Genomic DNA, 16,365 nt, shown 5'->3' with positions numbered 1-16,365 from the left:
GTGAATGCACCACGACCTTGAATATTTCGAGACGTGCGCTCGCGCCGCCATTGCTTCCATGCCCGGAGCTTTTCGGCCTGCTGCAGAAAACGTCATTCTGCGCATTGCTGAGTGGCCTGAGCCAGCCATGTTGAACGATCTTGGCATCGCGGATCCGCGCGATCTTACGGGGCTCTACGAGGGTATTCCCATGACCGAGAAATCGGTCTTCGACATGGCACCGCCGCAAGATGTCGTCTGGCTTTTCCGGCAGCCGGTTCTGGAAGAATGGCGCGATCGCGGCAATGTCGGGCTGAACGAGTTGATCGCGCACATTGTTATTCACGAGTTCGCCCATCATTTCGGATGGTCTGACGAGGAGATCGCAACGATCGACCAATGGTGGCTCTGAGCCGTCGCTTACTGCAATGGCTGCGTTTACGGTTTAAGCTCGCAGCCTTTGCTGCTGCCTGGATGGGACATCGCAAGTGCCGCCGGCAGCCTATTACCCTATGCTGTAGCAATTCTCATTCCGCTTTGGTTCGCGTCGGCCGGCTCGTACCCGCAAGCCAGTTGTGTTGCTCCTGTCAGCCCTGGATGAATTCCGCTAATAGGAATGGTATTTTACATATTGAAATTTCAAACCTGATTGCGTACCAATCGACAAGCAAGAGCTTCTGAGAACAACGTGCGAGGGAAAATGGAAAGCCTGGTCAATCTGGCGATGGATGACGGCATCGCTGTTGTGAAGGTGGATAATCCGCCGGTTAATGCTCTTTCCCACGCGGTGCGCGCAGGCCTGCAGGACTGTTTGCGGACGGCGCTGAACAGCGTTCAGACAAAGGCGGTAGTCATCTGTTGCGCGGGCCGCAGCTTCTTTTCCGGTGCGGATATCCGGGAGTTCGGCAAGCCGTCCCAAGCGCCGGTTCTGCCGGATCTAATCAATGAAATCGAAGCGTCGCCCGTACCGGTAATCGCCGCAATGCAGGGAAATGCGCTTGGCGGCGGGTTGGAGGTGGCCTTGGGCACCCACTACAGGATCGCGCTGAAGGGCACCCGGTTTGGCCTGCCGGAAGTGTCGCTGGGGCTGCTCCCCGGTGCAGGCGGCACTCAGCGACTGCCGCGTTTGGTCCCGGCTGCAGAGGCGGCCCGGCTGATCACTGGCGGCAAACCGGTTGATGCGGATACCGCGCTGTCCTGGGGTCTGATCGACCGGATTGCGGACGGCAGCGACGCCTCCGCTGAAGGGGTCGCCTTTGCCCGCGAGCTGATCGCGGCAGGCAAGGGGCCGCGCCCGGTTGGCAGCCTGCCGTGCAATCAGCTGGAGCCTGCGGTTCTGGAGCAAGTCCGGTCTGAAACTGCCAGATCGGCACGCGGGGCAATTGCACCATTGACTTGCTTGGGTGTTGTGGAGGCGGCAATGTCGTTGCCGCTCAGCGAAGGGCTGAAGAAAGAGCGCGCGCTGTTTCAGGAGCTGATGGCGTCCGATCAGAGCAAGGCCTTGATCCACGGCTTCTTTGCGGAGCGCCAGGTCGGAAAGCTGCCAGAAATCGAAGGCGTTGAGCCGCGCGAAATCAGCCATTTAGGTGTTGTCGGCGGCGGTACTATGGGGACCGGGATTGCCGTCAGCGCACTGCTTGGCGGACTGCACGTGACGCTGGCCGAACGCGATGAAGCGGCGGCGTCTAAGGCCGCGGCCAGTGTCAGAAAGATGCTGGAAAATGCGGTGAAACGCGGCAAACTGACCGAAACGCAGCGCGATGCTATTCTTGCCGGCGCGTTCAGCACAACCACTAGCTTTGAGGATTTGGCACCGGCGGATCTGGTGATTGAAGCTGTGTTTGAAAGCATGGACGTAAAGAAGGATGTGTTCACCCGGCTTGACCAAGTCTGCAAGCCAGGGGCCATTCTGGCGTCAAACACCTCTTACCTGGATCTGAACGCAATCGCCGCTATGACCAGCCGCCCGCAGGATGTAATCGGGCTGCATTTCTTTTCGCCTGCGCATGTGATGCGGTTGCTGGAAGTGGTGGTGGGCGCGGAAACCGCTGCGGACGCAGTAGCGACGGGCTTCGCGCTGGCCAAGCGTCTAAAGAAAGTAGCGGTGCGCGCGGGCGTCTGCGACGGTTTTATCGGCAACCGGATCCTGTCGCATTACAGCAAGGCGGTCTACGGCATGGTACTGGCCGGGGCCAGCCCCTATGCGGTGGACAAGGCACTGACTGGCTTTGGCCTGGCGATGGGGCCGTTTGCCGTGGGCGATCTGGCGGGGCTGGATATCGGCTGGGCCAACCGCAAACGTCTGGCCCCAACCAGGGATCCGCGCGAAACCTATCCTGAATTTGCCGACCGGCTGTGCGAGCTGGGCCGGTTCGGACGCAAGACCGGACGCGGATTCTATATCTACGATGACAGCGTCAAAGACCCGCGTCCTGATCCTGAGGTTGAAGAAATCATTTCTGAAGAGCGTGCCGCCAAAGGCATCACGCCGCGCACAATCGGCGAAGATGAGATCATAAGCCGCTACATGGCGGCAATGGTGAACGAAGCCGCGCGGGTGGTCGGAGACGGCATCGCACTGCGGCCGCTGGATGTGGATGTGACTTTGCTGAACGGATACGGATTCCCGCGCTGGCGCGGTGGCCCGATGCATTATGCCGACACGATAGGACTGGATAAAATCCTGAAGGATATCTGCCGCTTCCACGAGGAGGACCCAATCCTTTGGCAGCCCGCGCCTCTGCTGGAGCAACTGGCCGCTGAAGGCCGGACCTTTGCCAGCCTGAACACCTGAAGGAGAAACCAATGAAACAGGCGGTCATCGTCTCCACCGCGCGAACTGGTCTGGCCAAATCCTACCGTGGCGCGTTCAATGAAACCCATGGTGCCACAATGGCCGGCCATGCCATCAGCCATGCGGTGCAGCGGGCGGGCATTGCGCCGGACATGATTGAGGACGCGCTGGTCGGCTGCGGCTACCCCGAAGGCTGGACCGGCGCCAACATCGCCCGCCAATCGGTAATACGGGCAGGGCTGCCGGTATCGGTTTCCGCCGCGACCGTGAACCGGTTCTGCTCCTCCGGGCTGCAGGCAGTGGCGATGGCAGCGCACTCGATCGTGATGGAGGGCGCGCCGGCCGCGATCGGGGCCGGGGTGGAAAGCATCAGCCAGATGCCGCCCTCGCGCCCGCCGCAGGCCCGGGAGAATTGGATACTGGAAAACAAGCCCGAGCTGTATCTGCCGATGATCCAGACCGCCGATATCGTGGCGGCGCGCTATGGCATCAGCCGCGAAGCGCAGGATGAACTGGCCCTGGCCAGCCAGCAGCGCACGGCTGCCGCGCAGGCGGCGGGCAGGCTCGATGACGAGATTGTGCCGATCACGGTGACCCAAGCCTTCGAGGACAAGGAAACCGGTGAAGTCACCCGCAAGGAAGTGACTTTTGGCATGGATGACTGCAACCGCCCCAACACCACGCTGGAGGGGCTGGCCGGCCTCGCGCCGGTGCAGGGCGAGGGGCATTTTGTCACCGCGGGCAATGCTTCGCAGCTGAGCGACGGCGCGGCGGCGCTGGTGCTGATGGACAGCGGTCTGGCCGAGCGCGAGGGGGTAGACCCCCTGGGGGCTTTCAGGGGGTTCGCGGTGGCCGGATGCGAGCCCGACGAGATGGGCATTGGTCCCGTCTTTGCAGTGCCGCGCCTGTTGGAGCGCCACGGGCTGACGGTGGACGACATTGACCTGTGGGAGCTGAACGAGGCCTTTGCCTCACAGGCCCTCTACTGCCGCAACCGGCTGGGGATTGACCCTGATATCTGCAACGTCAACGGCGGTTCGATCTCGATCGGCCACCCGTTCGGCATGACCGGCGCACGGATGACCGGACATCTGCTGCTCGAAGGCCGCCGGCGCGGGGCCAAACTGGGCGTGGTGACCATGTGCATTGGCGGCGGCATGGGTGCGGCCGGGCTGTTCGAGATTTTCTGAAGGGACGCGCAAGATGGATTTGAACTTCACCGAAGAGGAGCAGGTGTTCCGCATTGAGGTGCGGGACTGGTTGAAGTCCTCGCTGCCGCGGGAACTGAGCGAAAAGGTCCGGCTGGGAAAACGGCTGAGCAAAGCGGACAGTGAGTTGTGGCACAAGCTGCTGAGCGAACGCGGATGGCTCGCCCCGAACTGGCCGCGCGCATACGGCGGCTGTGAATGGAATGCGGTTCAGCGCCATATCTTCGAGGAAGAAGCCTGCTTGGCCCACGCGCCGCGCAGTCTGCCCTTTGGCCTGTCAATGCTGGCACCGGTGCTGCTGGCCTTTGGCTCCGAGGAGCAGCGGCAGAAATTCCTGCCGCGGATCCTGAATGGTCAGGACTGGTGGTGCCAGGGCTATTCCGAGCCGGGCGCAGGGTCCGACCTGGCGGCGGTCAAGACCCGCGCGGTGCGGGACGGAGACCATTATGTGGTCAACGGGCAGAAAACCTGGACGACGCTGGGCCAGCACGCGAACTGGATCTTCTGCCTGGTGCGGACCGATCCGGAGGCCAAGAAACAGGAAGGCATCTCGTTTCTGCTGATCGACATGAACACACCCGGGGTCACCGTGCGACCCATCGTGCTGATCGATGGCGAGCCGGAGGTGAACGAGGTGTTCTTTGATAACGTCCGCGTTCCTGCGGAAAACCTTGTGGGAGACGAGAACAAGGGCTGGACCTACGCCAAGTACCTGCTCACCCATGAGCGCACCAATATCGCCGGAGTGGGCTTTTCAAACGCCTTGCTGGCAACCTTGAAACATGTCGCCGCCAAGGTCCAATCCGGCGGCCGGCCGCTGGCGGAGAACCCGCATTTCGCAGCCCGCATGGCGCAGGCCGAGGTCGACCTGATGGCGATGGCGACAACCAATCTGCGGGTGGTTTCGGCGGCAGCCAAGGGCCAGGCGCCCGGCGCCGAAAGCTCGATGCTCAAGGTGAAGGGCACGGTGATCCGGCAGGAGCTGACATCGCTCTTGCGCCGGGCGATGGGGCCGGATGCGCTGCCGTTCCAGCCTGACTTTCTGACCGGCGGCGACAATGCCGATGCCATGGGACCGGAATACGCAGCGGCCTCTGCGCCCAACTATTTCAACATGCGCAAACTGTCGATCTTTGGCGGGTCGAATGAGGTGCAGCGCACCATCATCACCAAGGCCATTCTGGGTCTGTAGAGGGAGCATGTGACATGGATTTCAACCTGACCGAAGAACGGGCCATGCTCCGCGACACGCTGCAGCGGTTCCTGGCGGACAAGTATTCGCATGAGAACCGGCGGGCGCTGATTGCTGCAGGCACCACCTATGATGCGGAGGTTTATGCCGGGCTGGCGGAGCTTGGCATACTGGGCGCGCTGTTCAGCGAAGAGCAAGGCGGTTTTGGCGGCCAAGGCTTCGATCTGATTGTGGTCTTTGAAGAGCTGGGGCGGGCCGGCGTGATCGAACCGGTGCTGCCGGCGGTGCTGGCCGGCGGTCTGATAGCAGAGCTGGGCGGCGGGCTGGCTGATGAGATCATGGCCGGGACGCATATCGCGGCTCTGGCGCATGGCGAGGCCGCCGCGCACTATGACTTGAACCATGTCGAGGCCTCGGCCGTTACGGACGGCGATGCCATCGTGCTGCAGGGCATCAAGACCCATGTGCTGCACGGCGCGGAGGCGCAATCGCTGGTGGTTTCAGCCCGCGAGACGGGGGATGCGGCAGACACGGCGGGCATTTCGCTGTTTCTGGTGCCCGTGAATACGCCCGGCGTGACGGTCAGCGGACACAGGAATATTGACGGCATCCCGGCTGCAACGGTCACCCTGGATGGGGTGCGGCTGACCGCCACGGCGCGCCTGGGCACTGCCGGAGAGGGGTTTGCCGCGCTGGAGGCTGCAGTCGCCCGCGGCTTGACCGCCATTTGCGCCGAAGCGCTGGGTGCGATGGAAGCGGCCAAGGACCTGACCGTCAGCTACCTTAAGGAACGCAAGCAGTTTGGCACGCCGATCGGCAAGTTCCAGGCGCTGCAGCACCGGATGGCGGACATGCTGATCGAGATCGAGCAAGCACGCTCGGCCGTGATCAATCTGGCGGGCAACCTGCAGCAGCCGCGTGCCCTGCGCGAAATCCACGTAAGTGCTGCCAAAAACCTGATTGGCCGGACGGGCGCGCTGGTGGCTGAGGAATGCATCCAGATGCACGGCGGCATCGGCATGACCGATGAATACGCGCTGTCCCACTTTGCCCGCCGCCTGACGATGATCGACCATCTGTTCGGCGACACGGATTATCATCTGGAACGCTTCATTGCGTTGAAAGCGGGTTAGCACATGCCGCTGCTGCGCCCCGACAGGCCCCTTATCCCGCTGTTTGAGGCTATGGGGTATGACATCGAAATCGACCCAGAGGCGGTTGAGGCCCATTGCGTGCTTCAGATTTCCAGCCTGCACTTGAACCGCCAGGGCAGCTTGCACGGCGGGGTGGCAGCAACGCTGCTGGATACCGCGAGCGGGATCACCGCCAGTTTATCCTGCGACCCCCAAGGGCAAACGCCCTTTGTCACTTTGTCGCTGAACGTCAACTATCTGGCGGCGGCCCGTCAAGGGACGGTGCGTGCGTCCGGCCGGATTACCGGTGGCGGCAAAACAACCAAATTTGTCGCCTGCGATTTGCGGGACGGGGCAGGCCGACTGATTGCGGCCTCCACCGGCGTCTTCAAGCGGGTGCGCAGAACGGAACCAGAGGAGGCAGCATGAGCGCGCTTTTCAGGCATGAAGTCCGCGGCGGGACCCTGATCATCTGGAACTGCAACACGGCGATGCGCAATGCGCTGTCCTATGAGTATTATCAGGGTCTGCAGGAAGGGCTGGCGCGGGCGGCGTCCGATCCGGGCATTGCCGCGGTGATCCTGGCGGGCGAAGGCGACTTCTTCTGCTCCGGCGGCAATTTGAACATGCTGAAGGAACGCCGCGAGATGCCCTTTGAAGAGCGCCGGGTGCAGATCGGCAAACTGAACGCCCTGATCCGCGCGGTCCGCACCTGTCCCAAGCCGGTCATCGCAGCGGTGGAAGGCGGAGCGGCCGGGGCCGGGCTGTCGCTGGCGATGGCGGCGGATATGATCGTCGCGGAGGAGGGGGCCAAGTTCACGCTGGCCTATGTCAAGGCAGGACTGGTGCCGGATGGCGGTGCTACCTATGCACTGACGCAGGCGCTGCCGCGGGCAACTGTGGCGCGGATGGCGATACTGGCCGAGCCGCTTAGCGCCGAGCGGATGCACCAGCTGGGTGCAATAACCGAACTAGCCCCGCCAGGCACCGCAGTCGCAAAGGCGGAAGCACTGGCGGCCGCAGTTGCCAAGGGACCCGAGACGGCAATCGCCGACATCAAGGCGCTGCTCAATCAGGCAGAAACCGCCAGCTTCGAAGAGCAGCTTGCGCATGAACGCGATGCTATGGCCAAGGCTCTCGGCGGATCCGAGGCCCAGGCGGGCATCGGCGCCTTTCTCGCCAAGACATCCCCTGTATTCCGCTAAGGAGACCGAAATGATCCACACATCTGCACTGCCGGCGGTTTTCGATACGCCCGTGACCCGGACCTACGGCACGCGCCTGCCGGTTGTGGCGGGCGGCCTGCAATGGCTTGCCAATGCTGAATACGTGTCCGCCGCGGCACGGGCCGGGATCGTCTCGTTCATCACTGCCGCAAGTTTCCCCGAGATGAATAATCTGCGCGCGGAGATCCGCCGCTGCCGGGAGATGTGTGGCGGCAAGCCCTTCGGGGTCAACGTCTCGATGATCCCCAAGCTGGTGCCGGGGGAGAAGACCGAAGAGGTGTTCCGCCTGATCGCGGATGAAGGCGTGCAGTTTGTCGAAACCTCAGGCCGCAGCCCCGAGGCGTTTATGCCGATCCTCAAGGATGCCGGGATCACTGTGCTGCACAAGGTTCCCAGCCTGCGCTATGCGGTGAAGGCTGAACAGGTGGGCGTTGACATGGTGTCGATTGTCGGCGCCGAATGCGGCGGCCATCCCGGCATGGACATGGTTGGAAGCATGGTCAATGCCGGGCTGGCAGAGGACCGGCTAACCATCCCGTGGCTGATCGGCGGCGGCATTGGTCACGGCAAGCAGATCGCGGCAGCACTGGTAATGGGTGCGGCAGGTGTGGTGATGGGCACCAGGTTTCTGGTTGCCAGCGAGCTGACCGCGCATCCGGATTACAAGCAGGCAATGGTGAACGCCAGCGAGCTAGACACGCAGCTCACTATGCACTCGGTGCGCAATACCGTGCGCAGCCTGCGCAACCAAACAACAGAAACGGTTGCCCGGCTCGAACGCGACAACCCCGAAATCGGAATCCAGGAACTGCTAAAGCATGTGTCCGGCAAGATCGGGCGCCAGGCTTATGCCACCGGTGACGTGTCGCAAGGACTCCTGTCGGCGGGCCATGCGCTGGGGTTTGTAGACAAAGTGGAGCCCTTTGCCGAAATCACCGCCCGCCTTGAGGCCGAGGCGCTGGCAGCATTCGGGCGGCTGGGCCTGGCGGCGTGACAGTGCAAGGGAGGAACAAAGACATGCACAACCGCGTACACGGGCTGCTGCAAACAGCCGCTGAAACACGCCCCGACGCCTTGGCGCTGCGGGATCAGGATGGCCGGCGGCTGACCTGGCTGGAAATCTCGCAAGCGGCTTCGGCCGCAGCGGAGCAATTGAAGACCGCAGGTGTCAGGCCAGGCGACCGGGTGGTTCTGGTGTTTGAAAACTGCGTGGAGGTGATCGCGTTCTTCTTTGGCGCAAGCATGCTGGACGCATCTGCTGTTGCCATCAATGCGCGGCTGACCACAGCTGAGCTGGACCGGATCTTTTCGCATTCCGACCCCAGCGCGGTGGTCTTTACAGCTGCCTCCTCCGCGGCGGCCCGTGCCCATGCTGATCACTACGGCGCCCAGGATATCCATGGCGGTTTTGGAGCCGCGGCGCTGATGCCAAGGACAGGCGCCACGCCGGAGCCGGTATCGGAGGACGGACGCGAACAAGTTGCTCTTCTGCTCTACACGTCTGGCACAACAGGCACGCCCAAGGCGGCCATGCTGACACATGCCAACCTGATCGCAGGGGCCGCTGCGTCGGCCGAGGTTCGGGGTATTCAGCTATCGGATGTGACCTATCTGGCCTTGCCGCTCAGCCATATTTTCGGACTGGTCACAATGCTGTCCGTCACTCTGGCGCGATCAGCAATGCGGATGGAGGCGCAATTCTCGGCGGAGCGCCTCTACAATGCTCTGCAAGAGGACGTGACCCTGCTGCCCGCCGTGCCGCAGATGCATGCCCATTTATTCAACTACGCCCGCTCGCACGGCAAGCCGCGCTATGACGCCGCCAAACTTCGTTTTGTGTCTTCGGGCGGTGCACCTTTGGATCCCGCATGGAAGCGTGAGGCTGAGGCGTTTTACGGCCTGCCGCTGCAAAACGGCTATGGGCTTACCGAGGGCACAGCGGGTGTTTGCGCGACCCGCAATAGCATTGGCGATCCCGACATAAGCGTCGGGCTGCCGATGGGCGATTGCACTCTCAAGCTCGATTTGGCGGCGCCGGGCGCCACGCCGGAGGAAGGGATCGGCGAGATCCTGGTAGGCGGCCCGCAAGTCATGAAGGGCTATTTCCGCGATAAAGAGCAAACAGCAGCGGCTATGACAGAGGACGGTTTTTTCCGAACCGGCGATCTGGGCCGGTTTGACGGCGAAGGCAAGCTGCATATTGCCGGGCGCACCAAAGAGCTGATCATCAGGTCCGGTTTCAATGTCTACCCGGTCGAAATCGAAGCGGCCCTGACCGAGCATCCGGATGTGGTGGTGGCAAGCGTCGTGGGCCGTTCTGTCGAAGGTAACGAGGAAGTGCTGGCCTTTGTCAGCGCTGCCACCGGCAGCAGTGTGACAGAGACGGAGCTAAGGTGCTTTCTCAATGATCGCCTGGCCCCCTATAAACGTCCGTCGCGCATCATAGTGGCGGCGGCTCTGCCCGCGGCGCCGACCGGCAAAATCCTGAAAGCGAAACTGATCGAAACCTTTGCCAGCGAACTGGCTGAAAACGTCTAATCTTCGGCGCGGTTCACTCAGAAACATGCAGGGCACAGGCAGGTTGCCCGGCCTGCGGCGGGCTTTAGTCAAGCGCCATCATAAAATTCCAGTATGTGAAATAAAGTTCTGGACAGATCTTTAAAATTCCACATAGTAAAATAAACCTGGCGACTTTGTAGGAGGAGATGCAAGTCATGGGATTGATCAAGAATTTTCTGGGAGGGCTTACTGTCGCGGCCAGCCTTGGCGCAACGGCGGTATCTGCGGAAACCGTAATTTATTACGGCCACAGCGGCCCGGACAGGGGCACGGTTCCGGCCGCGCTGAAGTGGTACAACAGCCGGATCAGCGACCTTTCCGGCGGTGATCTGCGCTTGGACGTCCAATGGGGCGGCGCGCTGTTCAAGGCAAGCGCAGCAGTGCAGGGGATCGGCGACGGGGTGGCGGATGCCGGTTCCATTATCGCCGCCTATTTCCAGAAGGAGATGGCGGCATATTCGCTGGCCGACTTCCCGATCGGAGGACCAAATGCCTGGGTTGCCATGCGCGCAGCTGACCGCCTGATGCGCTCAGAACCGCAGATCACCGAGCATCTTGCCCGCCAGAACCTGGTTTACATCGGCACCTTCACCGCCTCGGCCGTGAACGTGGCTTGCGCCGGAGAGCCGATCCGTTCGGTTGAAGACATCAAAGGCAAGAAGGTCCGCGGCGCCGGCGTGTACGGCAAGGTCTTTGGTGAAATGGGCGCAACCCGCGTGAACCTGTCGGTCTATGAGGCCTACCAGGGTCTGGACACCGGGCTGATCGACTGCAGCCAGGGCTACGACTACATCATTCCTTCGCTGAAATGGGACGAGGTTATCGACAGCTACACTGTCCTGAACTGGGGACAGATCGGCGGTTACGGCATGTTCATGAACAAGCAGGTTTTTGACAGCCTGGAAACTGGTCAGCAAAAAGTGCTGATGCAGGCGGGCGAGGAACTGGCCGACCAGTTCGCAAAAATTGTGACCGGCGCCAACAACAAGGCGATGGAAGCGATGACCGCAGGTGAGACCACCCGCAAGATCGAGGTCATCGAGCTCAGCGAAGCGGACAAAGCAACGCTGAATGCTGCGGCTGAACCTTTCATTGCGGACTGGATGGAAAATGCCCGCAGCGTCGGCTTTGATGCGGACCGGCTGATGGCAACCTACACTGCAGCAGTGGCTGAATACACCGCAGAGTTTGAGGCCAAGGGGTATCCGTGGACACGCAGTAACTGATCGCTGCGGCACCAGGCGGCCTCAGCGCCGCCTGGCAATACAGGGGGAGGACAGGATGCTTCACAGGCTGGAACGGGTTTTTGTTGATGTCTCGGCTGCGGCCATAATTATGCTGGCACTGCTGATCTTTGCCGATGTTGTGGCGCTGAACCTCTTCAGCAGTTCGGTGCCGGACACCATTGTCATCGTGCGTGAACTGATGGTTCTGGCGATTGTGATGCCTCTGGCTGCCGCAACCGCGCACCGGGCGCATATCGCGGTGGAGTTCCTGACCAATCTGCTGCCGCCGCGGGTGTCGGGGTGGCTGACGGTATTCGGCACCCTCTTCGGTCTGCTGGCGCTATCGCCGATCCTCTATTCCGGCGGCAGGGAGTTTCTGCATCAGTGGCAAACCGGCAGCGTGTTTTACGGTGATCTGAACCTGCCGCAATGGCCGGGACGGCTCGCCTTTGTCCTGGGCATTGCCCTGGGATGGTTTCGCCTTGCGGTGATGGCTGTGGACGATGCGCTGACCCTGATGCGCGGCGGTGCGATCGCACCGCACAAAACCTGACACTCATCTGACATTCAAAAGATCTGCCGAGGAGACTGCCCGTGGATCCCGCTCTGATCGGCCTTGTGGCCTTTGCCGTAATGCTTGTGCTTCTGGCCATTCGCGTGCCGATTGCCTTTGCCCTTATCGGCGTGGCGACATTGGCGGCCTTTACGATACTTGCGTTCCGCACCGGCACCTTCATGCCAGAACGTGCATTCCGGGCTACCTCGTCCCTGGTCTTCAGCAACTCGTTCGATTTGCTGCACTCCTTTGATCTGTCGATGATCCCGCTGTTCATTGCCCTAGGCAACATAGCCTATCGTGCCGGGATCACGACTGCGGTCTATGACGCGGCCAAGGTTTGGCTGCTTCGCCTGCGCGGCGGCATTGCGGTGGCCTCTGTCATGGGCTGCGGCGGTTTTTCCGCCATTACCGGTTCCAGCCTGGCCTGCGCGTCGACCATGGGAAAGATCTGCACTCCGGAAATGCTGCGCCTTGGATACGATCCAAGGCTGGCTACCGCCAGCGTCGCTGCCGGGGGTACACTCGGCTCTCTGATCCCCCCGAGTATCCTGTTCATCATCTATGCGATCTTTACCGAGACTTCGGTGAACAAGCTGTTCATTGCCGGCATTCTGCCGGGGCTTCTGACGCTGGCGGGCTTTGTTCTGGTCATTGCCATGTGGATCAAGGCAGACCCGGCGGCGGTGCCTGCCCGCGGCGAAGCCGCCAGCTTTGCCGACAAAATGGCGGCATTCCGCAGGGCCTGGCCTGCGGCGCTGATCTTTGCCGTCATCGTGGTCGGCATCTACGGCGGCTACTTCACCGCCACGGCAGCGGCGGCCGTTAGCGTCGTGCTGACTGTCGTAATCGGCCTGGCGCAGCGGCAGCTGGATCTGGCTGGCATCTGGCAGGCAGTCCGGGAAACCTGTGTGCAAACCAGCGCCATCTTTTTTGTTGCCGCGGGCGCCAAGATCTTTGTTGCGGCCATCGCCCTGACGGGCATGGCTCCCGCGTTGGTGGAGTGGGTTTCGCAGGCTGAATTCTCGACCGCGACGCTGCTGTTTGCCATCTGCGTGGTCTACCTGGTGCTGGGCATGTTTCTGGATCCGATCGGGATCATGGTTCTGACCTTGCCGCTGGTGGTGCCACTGGTGGAGTCCTATGGGCTGAACTTGATCTGGTTCGGTGTGGTTGTAGTGAAGTTGCTCGAAATTGGTCTTATCACTCCGCCGGTGGGGCTGAACGTCTTTGTCCTGTCTAACGTCGTCGGTAAGGACGCTCCTGTCGGAATGGTTTTTTCCGGCATATGGCGGTTCCTCAGCATCGATGTGGTTGTGCTGCTTCTGCTGGTGGCTTTCCCGTCAATCTCTCTGGTGCTGTCAAATGCGGTTCAGTAGTATTGAGGATCAGCGAACAGTGAAGGCCCCGCATGGGCCGGACGCCCGCATAGATACAGGAAACACCATGCCAGCCGATTCATCGGACAAGAGATTTGCAAACACACTGGCGCGGGGCCTTACAATTCTGCGGGCATTCCGCCCGACGGATGACGGCCTGGGCAACCTCGAAATCTCAGAGCGCACCGGCATTCCGCGGCCGACGGTTTCCAGGCTGACCTTCACCTTGTGCGCGCTTGGCTATTTGACCCACGGGCGGCGGCACGACAAATACCGCCTCGGCCCGGCGGCGCTTGCGCTTGGCAACATCGCAGCAGCTTCATTTGCCTTTGTCGAGATTGCTTCGCCAGTCATGCAGCGGCTGGCAGATGCAACCGGTACTCTGACAGCAATCAGCATCAGAGACGATCGGCGGATGCTGCTGACAAGGGCCTGGCGGCCGGTGAACTCTTCGGCAATCTGGCTGGACGTCGGCTACCGGATGCCGCTGCATACGTCTTCCAGCGGCAAAGCATATCTGGGGGCGCTCAGCGACGAGGAGTTCGCCCGTTTTCTGGAAAGCCACGGGGATGAGCCCGAAGAATTGCAGGCGGAATTCGCGGCTATCAGAACTGCCGCGTACGGCGAGATCCTGGCTGACGGTTACACCCAAGTGCGGGGCGGAAACCGGTTTTCCGAGACCATAAACGCCGCTGCCGTGCCATACCGCCCGTCTGACTTAGGAGAACCGGTCGCTTTTCTGGCAAGCTCAACCTCACAGCTGCTCTCTGATCAGCGTATCTCTGACGAGGTTGGCCCGGCGCTTGCAGATGCTGTCTCTGAGGTCCGCAGGATGACAGGCCAGCAATCCGCGCTGGTGATGAATGAATAAGGCCCCTTAGCCACTACCCCTGCGTTTCAGCCTCCGTCGCAATGCGGACCCGACGCCACCGCTCAACAAAGGCCTCTCCTGTAGTTTCCGGCCTTTGCGCGCTCTGCCGCAACTGCCTGCCTTAGCCTCAAAGCAGCCTTGCCGCAGCCCCGTGCTCTGATCACCGCAATTCAAGATGGACTGCCGCCCATCAGGCGGCAGAAGAGGGCGTTTCGGCAAAGACCGGAAAACTGCAGATCAGAACTTCTGCCGGCGTTCGGATTTCTGGCGGAAGCTCACCACCACGCGGGGCTAAAACGCCCCGCCATTCCCGGTTGTTGCTGCCAAGTTCAACTTGCCAGGCGCGTCTCATTCAGACCCTGACTGCCCCACGCTCCGGCTGCACTGCTCTGCACCGCCGAGATGGCAGTCTCCTGAGAGGGTTTGAAGCTTGCCGCAAGCTCCGCAAGTTCGGCGGCAGCCTGCTTCAGCATCTGCCCTTGCTCGCTGGATCTTTCAACCATGCTGGCATTTTCCTGGGTGACGCGATCCAGCTCAGTCACGCCCGAATTGATTTCGCTTATGGTCGCGGCCTGGTCACGGGAAGATACCGCGATTTGAACCGCCAGTTCTGATACTCTCTGAATTTTCTCGATGATCAGGGTGATTGCCTGGCCTGCCTCATCGACCAGTCCTACACCCACTTTCACCTTGTCCGAACTGGCGTCGATCAGGTCTTTGATTTCGTTCGCCGAATTGGATGAGGCTAGAGCCAGGGCGCGGACTTCCGAGGCGACAACAGCAAAACCGCGGCCCGCTTCGCCTGCGCGGGCTGCCTCAACTCCGGCATTGAGCGCCAACAGGTTCGTCTGGAATGAAATACCTTCGATCACACCGTTGATTTCGGAGATCTTGGCCGCTGAATTGTCGATCTCCCGCATCGCTTCAACCGCCCGCTGCACAATCTCGCCGCAACGCAAGGCTTCCGCGCGCGTGTCCGATACCGTGTGCTCCACAGAGCTTGTCTGCTCAGTAGCGTCGCGCACATTGGTGGTGATCTGGTCCAGCGCTGCGGCTGTTTGCTCCAAGGTCGCCGCCTGAGTTTCCGTGCGGCGCGACAGGTCGTCGGACCCTTGGGCCATGCGATTGGTTTGCTCTTCGATTTCGGTGATGGTGTGCAACACACGTCCGATCAGCCCGTCCAGCGATTCAGCCGTCTGGTTAAAGTCTGCGCGAAGAGTTGTGTATTCGCCGCTCATCTCCTGGGTGATGCGGTGCGACAGCAATCCCTTGGCCAAATTGTTCAAACCGGCAGCCAGCTCCCGCACGACGCCCGCCTGCTCCTCCGCGGCGCGGTGCGACTGCTCTTCAAGCTCTGCGTTTGCCCGCATCGCTTCGATAAATTGGCCGACAGCGCCGGCCAGGTGCCCGAGTTCGTCGCTGCGGCCTTCCTCTGGCACCGGGCTTACAGTATCGCCCTCTCTCAAAGCGGTAATTCTACTGATGATCCGATGCAGCGGCTTGGTGACCGAGGCGGCTGAGAAGAACACAACAAGGCCGACAATCAGGCAGACCGCAAGACTGATGACAGCCGACTGCAGATAGAGCTGCTGGATCGTCGCCTGCACCCGGCCGTTGTTGAAACCCAGCACCATTTGCGCAACTTGCCCTCCTTCGGGATGCAGCACGGGAAAGGTGATGTAGGCAAGCGCGCCTGCCTGCAGGCTCGTCGTGCCATCGGTCGCGGCCAGCAGTTCAGGCACCGCGGCAGTCCAGTCTTCCCGGCGGCTTTCATCCACAAAAATCTCGGCAAACGGGTCGCCGTCCACCAGGACCTGGGCGAACAGTGCGTCCTGCATCTCGGTCACGCCCTGAACCGCTCCCAGCGCAGCATCGCTGTTGAAATCCCAAACCGCAGCCGCTACCGGCGGCGCCATGAAAGTCTGCGCCAAGTTCACTTCACGATCAAAGGCTTCAAGCAGCGCGCTGGAGTGTTTCGACGCCCAGAACGCTGTGTAGGCTGCGTTTGAAAGGACGATGCATGCGATGATCGGCAACAGCAGCCGCTTCTTGATCGACATCGCAAAAATCTGTTTCTTCAGGCGTCTCATTCGACACTCCGCTTAATTGAAGAGCACAATTCCGTGCGGCCTTCGGCACCAGACCAAGCCCGGTGCCGAACGCATAATCAGGCAGTGAAGACCTGCATTTGCACAACCCGCGTTTGCGAGCTGTACAAAACCAGTTTCGCCTCTGCCTCTTG

Annotated in this window: 14 protein-coding genes; 13 read left to right on the top strand and 1 reads right to left on the bottom strand. The window is 61.3% G+C overall.

From position 1 onward, the window contains the following. The first annotated feature begins 4 nt into the window (after positions 1 to 4). The 13 genes from ACXAED_RS01670 (at position 5) to ACXAED_RS01610 (ending at position 14,123) form a co-directional block, all read left to right on the top strand. Complete coding sequence (locus tag ACXAED_RS01670; protein ID WP_475046397.1) at positions 5 to 391, top strand: metallopeptidase family protein; 387 nt, start codon at positions 5 to 7, stop codon at positions 389 to 391. A gap of 288 nt (positions 392 to 679) precedes the next feature. Next, the gene (locus ACXAED_RS01665; protein ID WP_475046389.1) at positions 680 to 2,773 is read left to right on the top strand and encodes a 3-hydroxyacyl-CoA dehydrogenase NAD-binding domain-containing protein; all 2,094 of its coding nucleotides are present in this window, start codon (positions 680 to 682) and stop codon (positions 2,771 to 2,773) included. An 11-nt stretch (positions 2,774 to 2,784) separates the two neighbouring features. After that, on the top strand, positions 2,785 to 3,963 hold the full coding sequence (locus ACXAED_RS01660) for an acetyl-CoA C-acyltransferase (RefSeq protein WP_475046387.1): 1,179 nt from the start codon (positions 2,785 to 2,787) through the stop codon (positions 3,961 to 3,963). 13 nt (positions 3,964 to 3,976) lie between these two features. Then, positions 3,977 to 5,173, top strand: a complete 1,197-nt coding sequence (locus tag ACXAED_RS01655) for an acyl-CoA dehydrogenase family protein (RefSeq protein ID WP_475046386.1) — start codon at positions 3,977 to 3,979, stop codon at positions 5,171 to 5,173. Positions 5,174 to 5,187: 14 nt separating this feature from the next. After that, positions 5,188 to 6,306, top strand: a complete 1,119-nt coding sequence (locus tag ACXAED_RS01650; protein ID WP_475046384.1) for an acyl-CoA dehydrogenase family protein — start codon at positions 5,188 to 5,190, stop codon at positions 6,304 to 6,306. 3 nt (positions 6,307 to 6,309) lie between these two features. Next, positions 6,310 to 6,735 (top strand): PaaI family thioesterase, encoded by a 426-nt coding sequence (locus ACXAED_RS01645; protein ID WP_475046382.1) that lies wholly within the window; start codon positions 6,310 to 6,312, stop codon positions 6,733 to 6,735. Then, on the top strand, positions 6,732 to 7,511 hold the full coding sequence (locus ACXAED_RS01640; RefSeq protein ID WP_475046380.1) for an oxepin-CoA hydrolase, alternative type: 780 nt from the start codon (positions 6,732 to 6,734) through the stop codon (positions 7,509 to 7,511). The genes ACXAED_RS01645 and ACXAED_RS01640 overlap by 4 nt, the downstream gene beginning before the upstream one ends. A 10-nt stretch (positions 7,512 to 7,521) precedes the next feature. After that, complete coding sequence (locus tag ACXAED_RS01635) at positions 7,522 to 8,526, top strand: NAD(P)H-dependent flavin oxidoreductase (protein ID WP_475046378.1); 1,005 nt, start codon at positions 7,522 to 7,524, stop codon at positions 8,524 to 8,526. Positions 8,527 to 8,549: 23 nt separating this feature from the next. Beyond that, positions 8,550 to 10,070 (top strand): class I adenylate-forming enzyme family protein, encoded by a 1,521-nt coding sequence (locus tag ACXAED_RS01630; protein ID WP_475046376.1) that lies wholly within the window; start codon positions 8,550 to 8,552, stop codon positions 10,068 to 10,070. 176 nt (positions 10,071 to 10,246) lie between these two features. After that, on the top strand, positions 10,247 to 11,317 hold the full coding sequence (locus ACXAED_RS01625; protein ID WP_475046374.1) for a C4-dicarboxylate TRAP transporter substrate-binding protein: 1,071 nt from the start codon (positions 10,247 to 10,249) through the stop codon (positions 11,315 to 11,317). A gap of 55 nt (positions 11,318 to 11,372) precedes the next feature. Next, complete coding sequence (locus ACXAED_RS01620) at positions 11,373 to 11,870, top strand: TRAP transporter small permease (protein ID WP_475046372.1); 498 nt, start codon at positions 11,373 to 11,375, stop codon at positions 11,868 to 11,870. Between the two features lie 41 nt (positions 11,871 to 11,911). Beyond that, positions 11,912 to 13,252: a TRAP transporter large permease gene (locus ACXAED_RS01615; protein ID WP_475046370.1), complete on the top strand. Its 1,341-nt coding sequence runs from the start codon at positions 11,912 to 11,914 to the stop codon at positions 13,250 to 13,252. A 67-nt stretch (positions 13,253 to 13,319) separates the two neighbouring features. Beyond that, a complete protein-coding gene (locus ACXAED_RS01610; protein ID WP_475046368.1) occupies positions 13,320 to 14,123 on the top strand; it encodes an IclR family transcriptional regulator in 804 nt (267 codons plus the stop codon). A gap of 329 nt (positions 14,124 to 14,452) precedes the next feature. Here the strand turns inward: ACXAED_RS01610 and ACXAED_RS01605 are convergent, their stop codons facing one another. Next, positions 14,453 to 16,213 (bottom strand): methyl-accepting chemotaxis protein, encoded by a 1,761-nt coding sequence (locus ACXAED_RS01605; protein ID WP_475046366.1) that lies wholly within the window; start codon positions 16,211 to 16,213, stop codon positions 14,453 to 14,455. Positions 16,214 to 16,365 lie beyond the last annotated feature (152 nt).

The sequence above is a fragment of the Leisingera sp. ABM4_103 genome, from assembly GCF_056158685.1.
Note: the sequence above shows the minus strand (reverse complement) of the source record. Positions and strands in the feature narration are given on the sequence as shown.

Excerpts from the sequence above, each read along its gene's own strand:
- ACXAED_RS01670 (WP_475046397.1), top strand. The coding sequence starts at position 5 with ATGCACCACGACCTTGAATATTTCGAGACGTGCGCTCGCGCCGCCATT.
- ACXAED_RS01665 (WP_475046389.1), top strand. The coding sequence starts at position 680 with ATGGAAAGCCTGGTCAATCTGGCGATGGATGACGGCATCGCTGTTGTG.
- ACXAED_RS01660 (WP_475046387.1), top strand. The coding sequence starts at position 2,785 with ATGAAACAGGCGGTCATCGTCTCCACCGCGCGAACTGGTCTGGCCAAA.
- ACXAED_RS01655 (WP_475046386.1), top strand. The coding sequence starts at position 3,977 with ATGGATTTGAACTTCACCGAAGAGGAGCAGGTGTTCCGCATTGAGGTG.
- ACXAED_RS01650 (WP_475046384.1), top strand. The coding sequence starts at position 5,188 with ATGGATTTCAACCTGACCGAAGAACGGGCCATGCTCCGCGACACGCTG.
- ACXAED_RS01645 (WP_475046382.1), top strand. The coding sequence starts at position 6,310 with ATGCCGCTGCTGCGCCCCGACAGGCCCCTTATCCCGCTGTTTGAGGCT.
- ACXAED_RS01640 (WP_475046380.1), top strand. The coding sequence starts at position 6,732 with ATGAGCGCGCTTTTCAGGCATGAAGTCCGCGGCGGGACCCTGATCATC.
- ACXAED_RS01635 (WP_475046378.1), top strand. The coding sequence starts at position 7,522 with ATGATCCACACATCTGCACTGCCGGCGGTTTTCGATACGCCCGTGACC.
- ACXAED_RS01630 (WP_475046376.1), top strand. The coding sequence starts at position 8,550 with ATGCACAACCGCGTACACGGGCTGCTGCAAACAGCCGCTGAAACACGC.
- ACXAED_RS01625 (WP_475046374.1), top strand. The coding sequence starts at position 10,247 with ATGGGATTGATCAAGAATTTTCTGGGAGGGCTTACTGTCGCGGCCAGC.
- ACXAED_RS01620 (WP_475046372.1), top strand. The coding sequence starts at position 11,373 with ATGCTTCACAGGCTGGAACGGGTTTTTGTTGATGTCTCGGCTGCGGCC.
- ACXAED_RS01610 (WP_475046368.1), top strand. The coding sequence starts at position 13,320 with ATGCCAGCCGATTCATCGGACAAGAGATTTGCAAACACACTGGCGCGG.
- ACXAED_RS01605 (WP_475046366.1), bottom strand. The coding sequence starts at position 16,213 with ATGAGACGCCTGAAGAAACAGATTTTTGCGATGTCGATCAAGAAGCGG.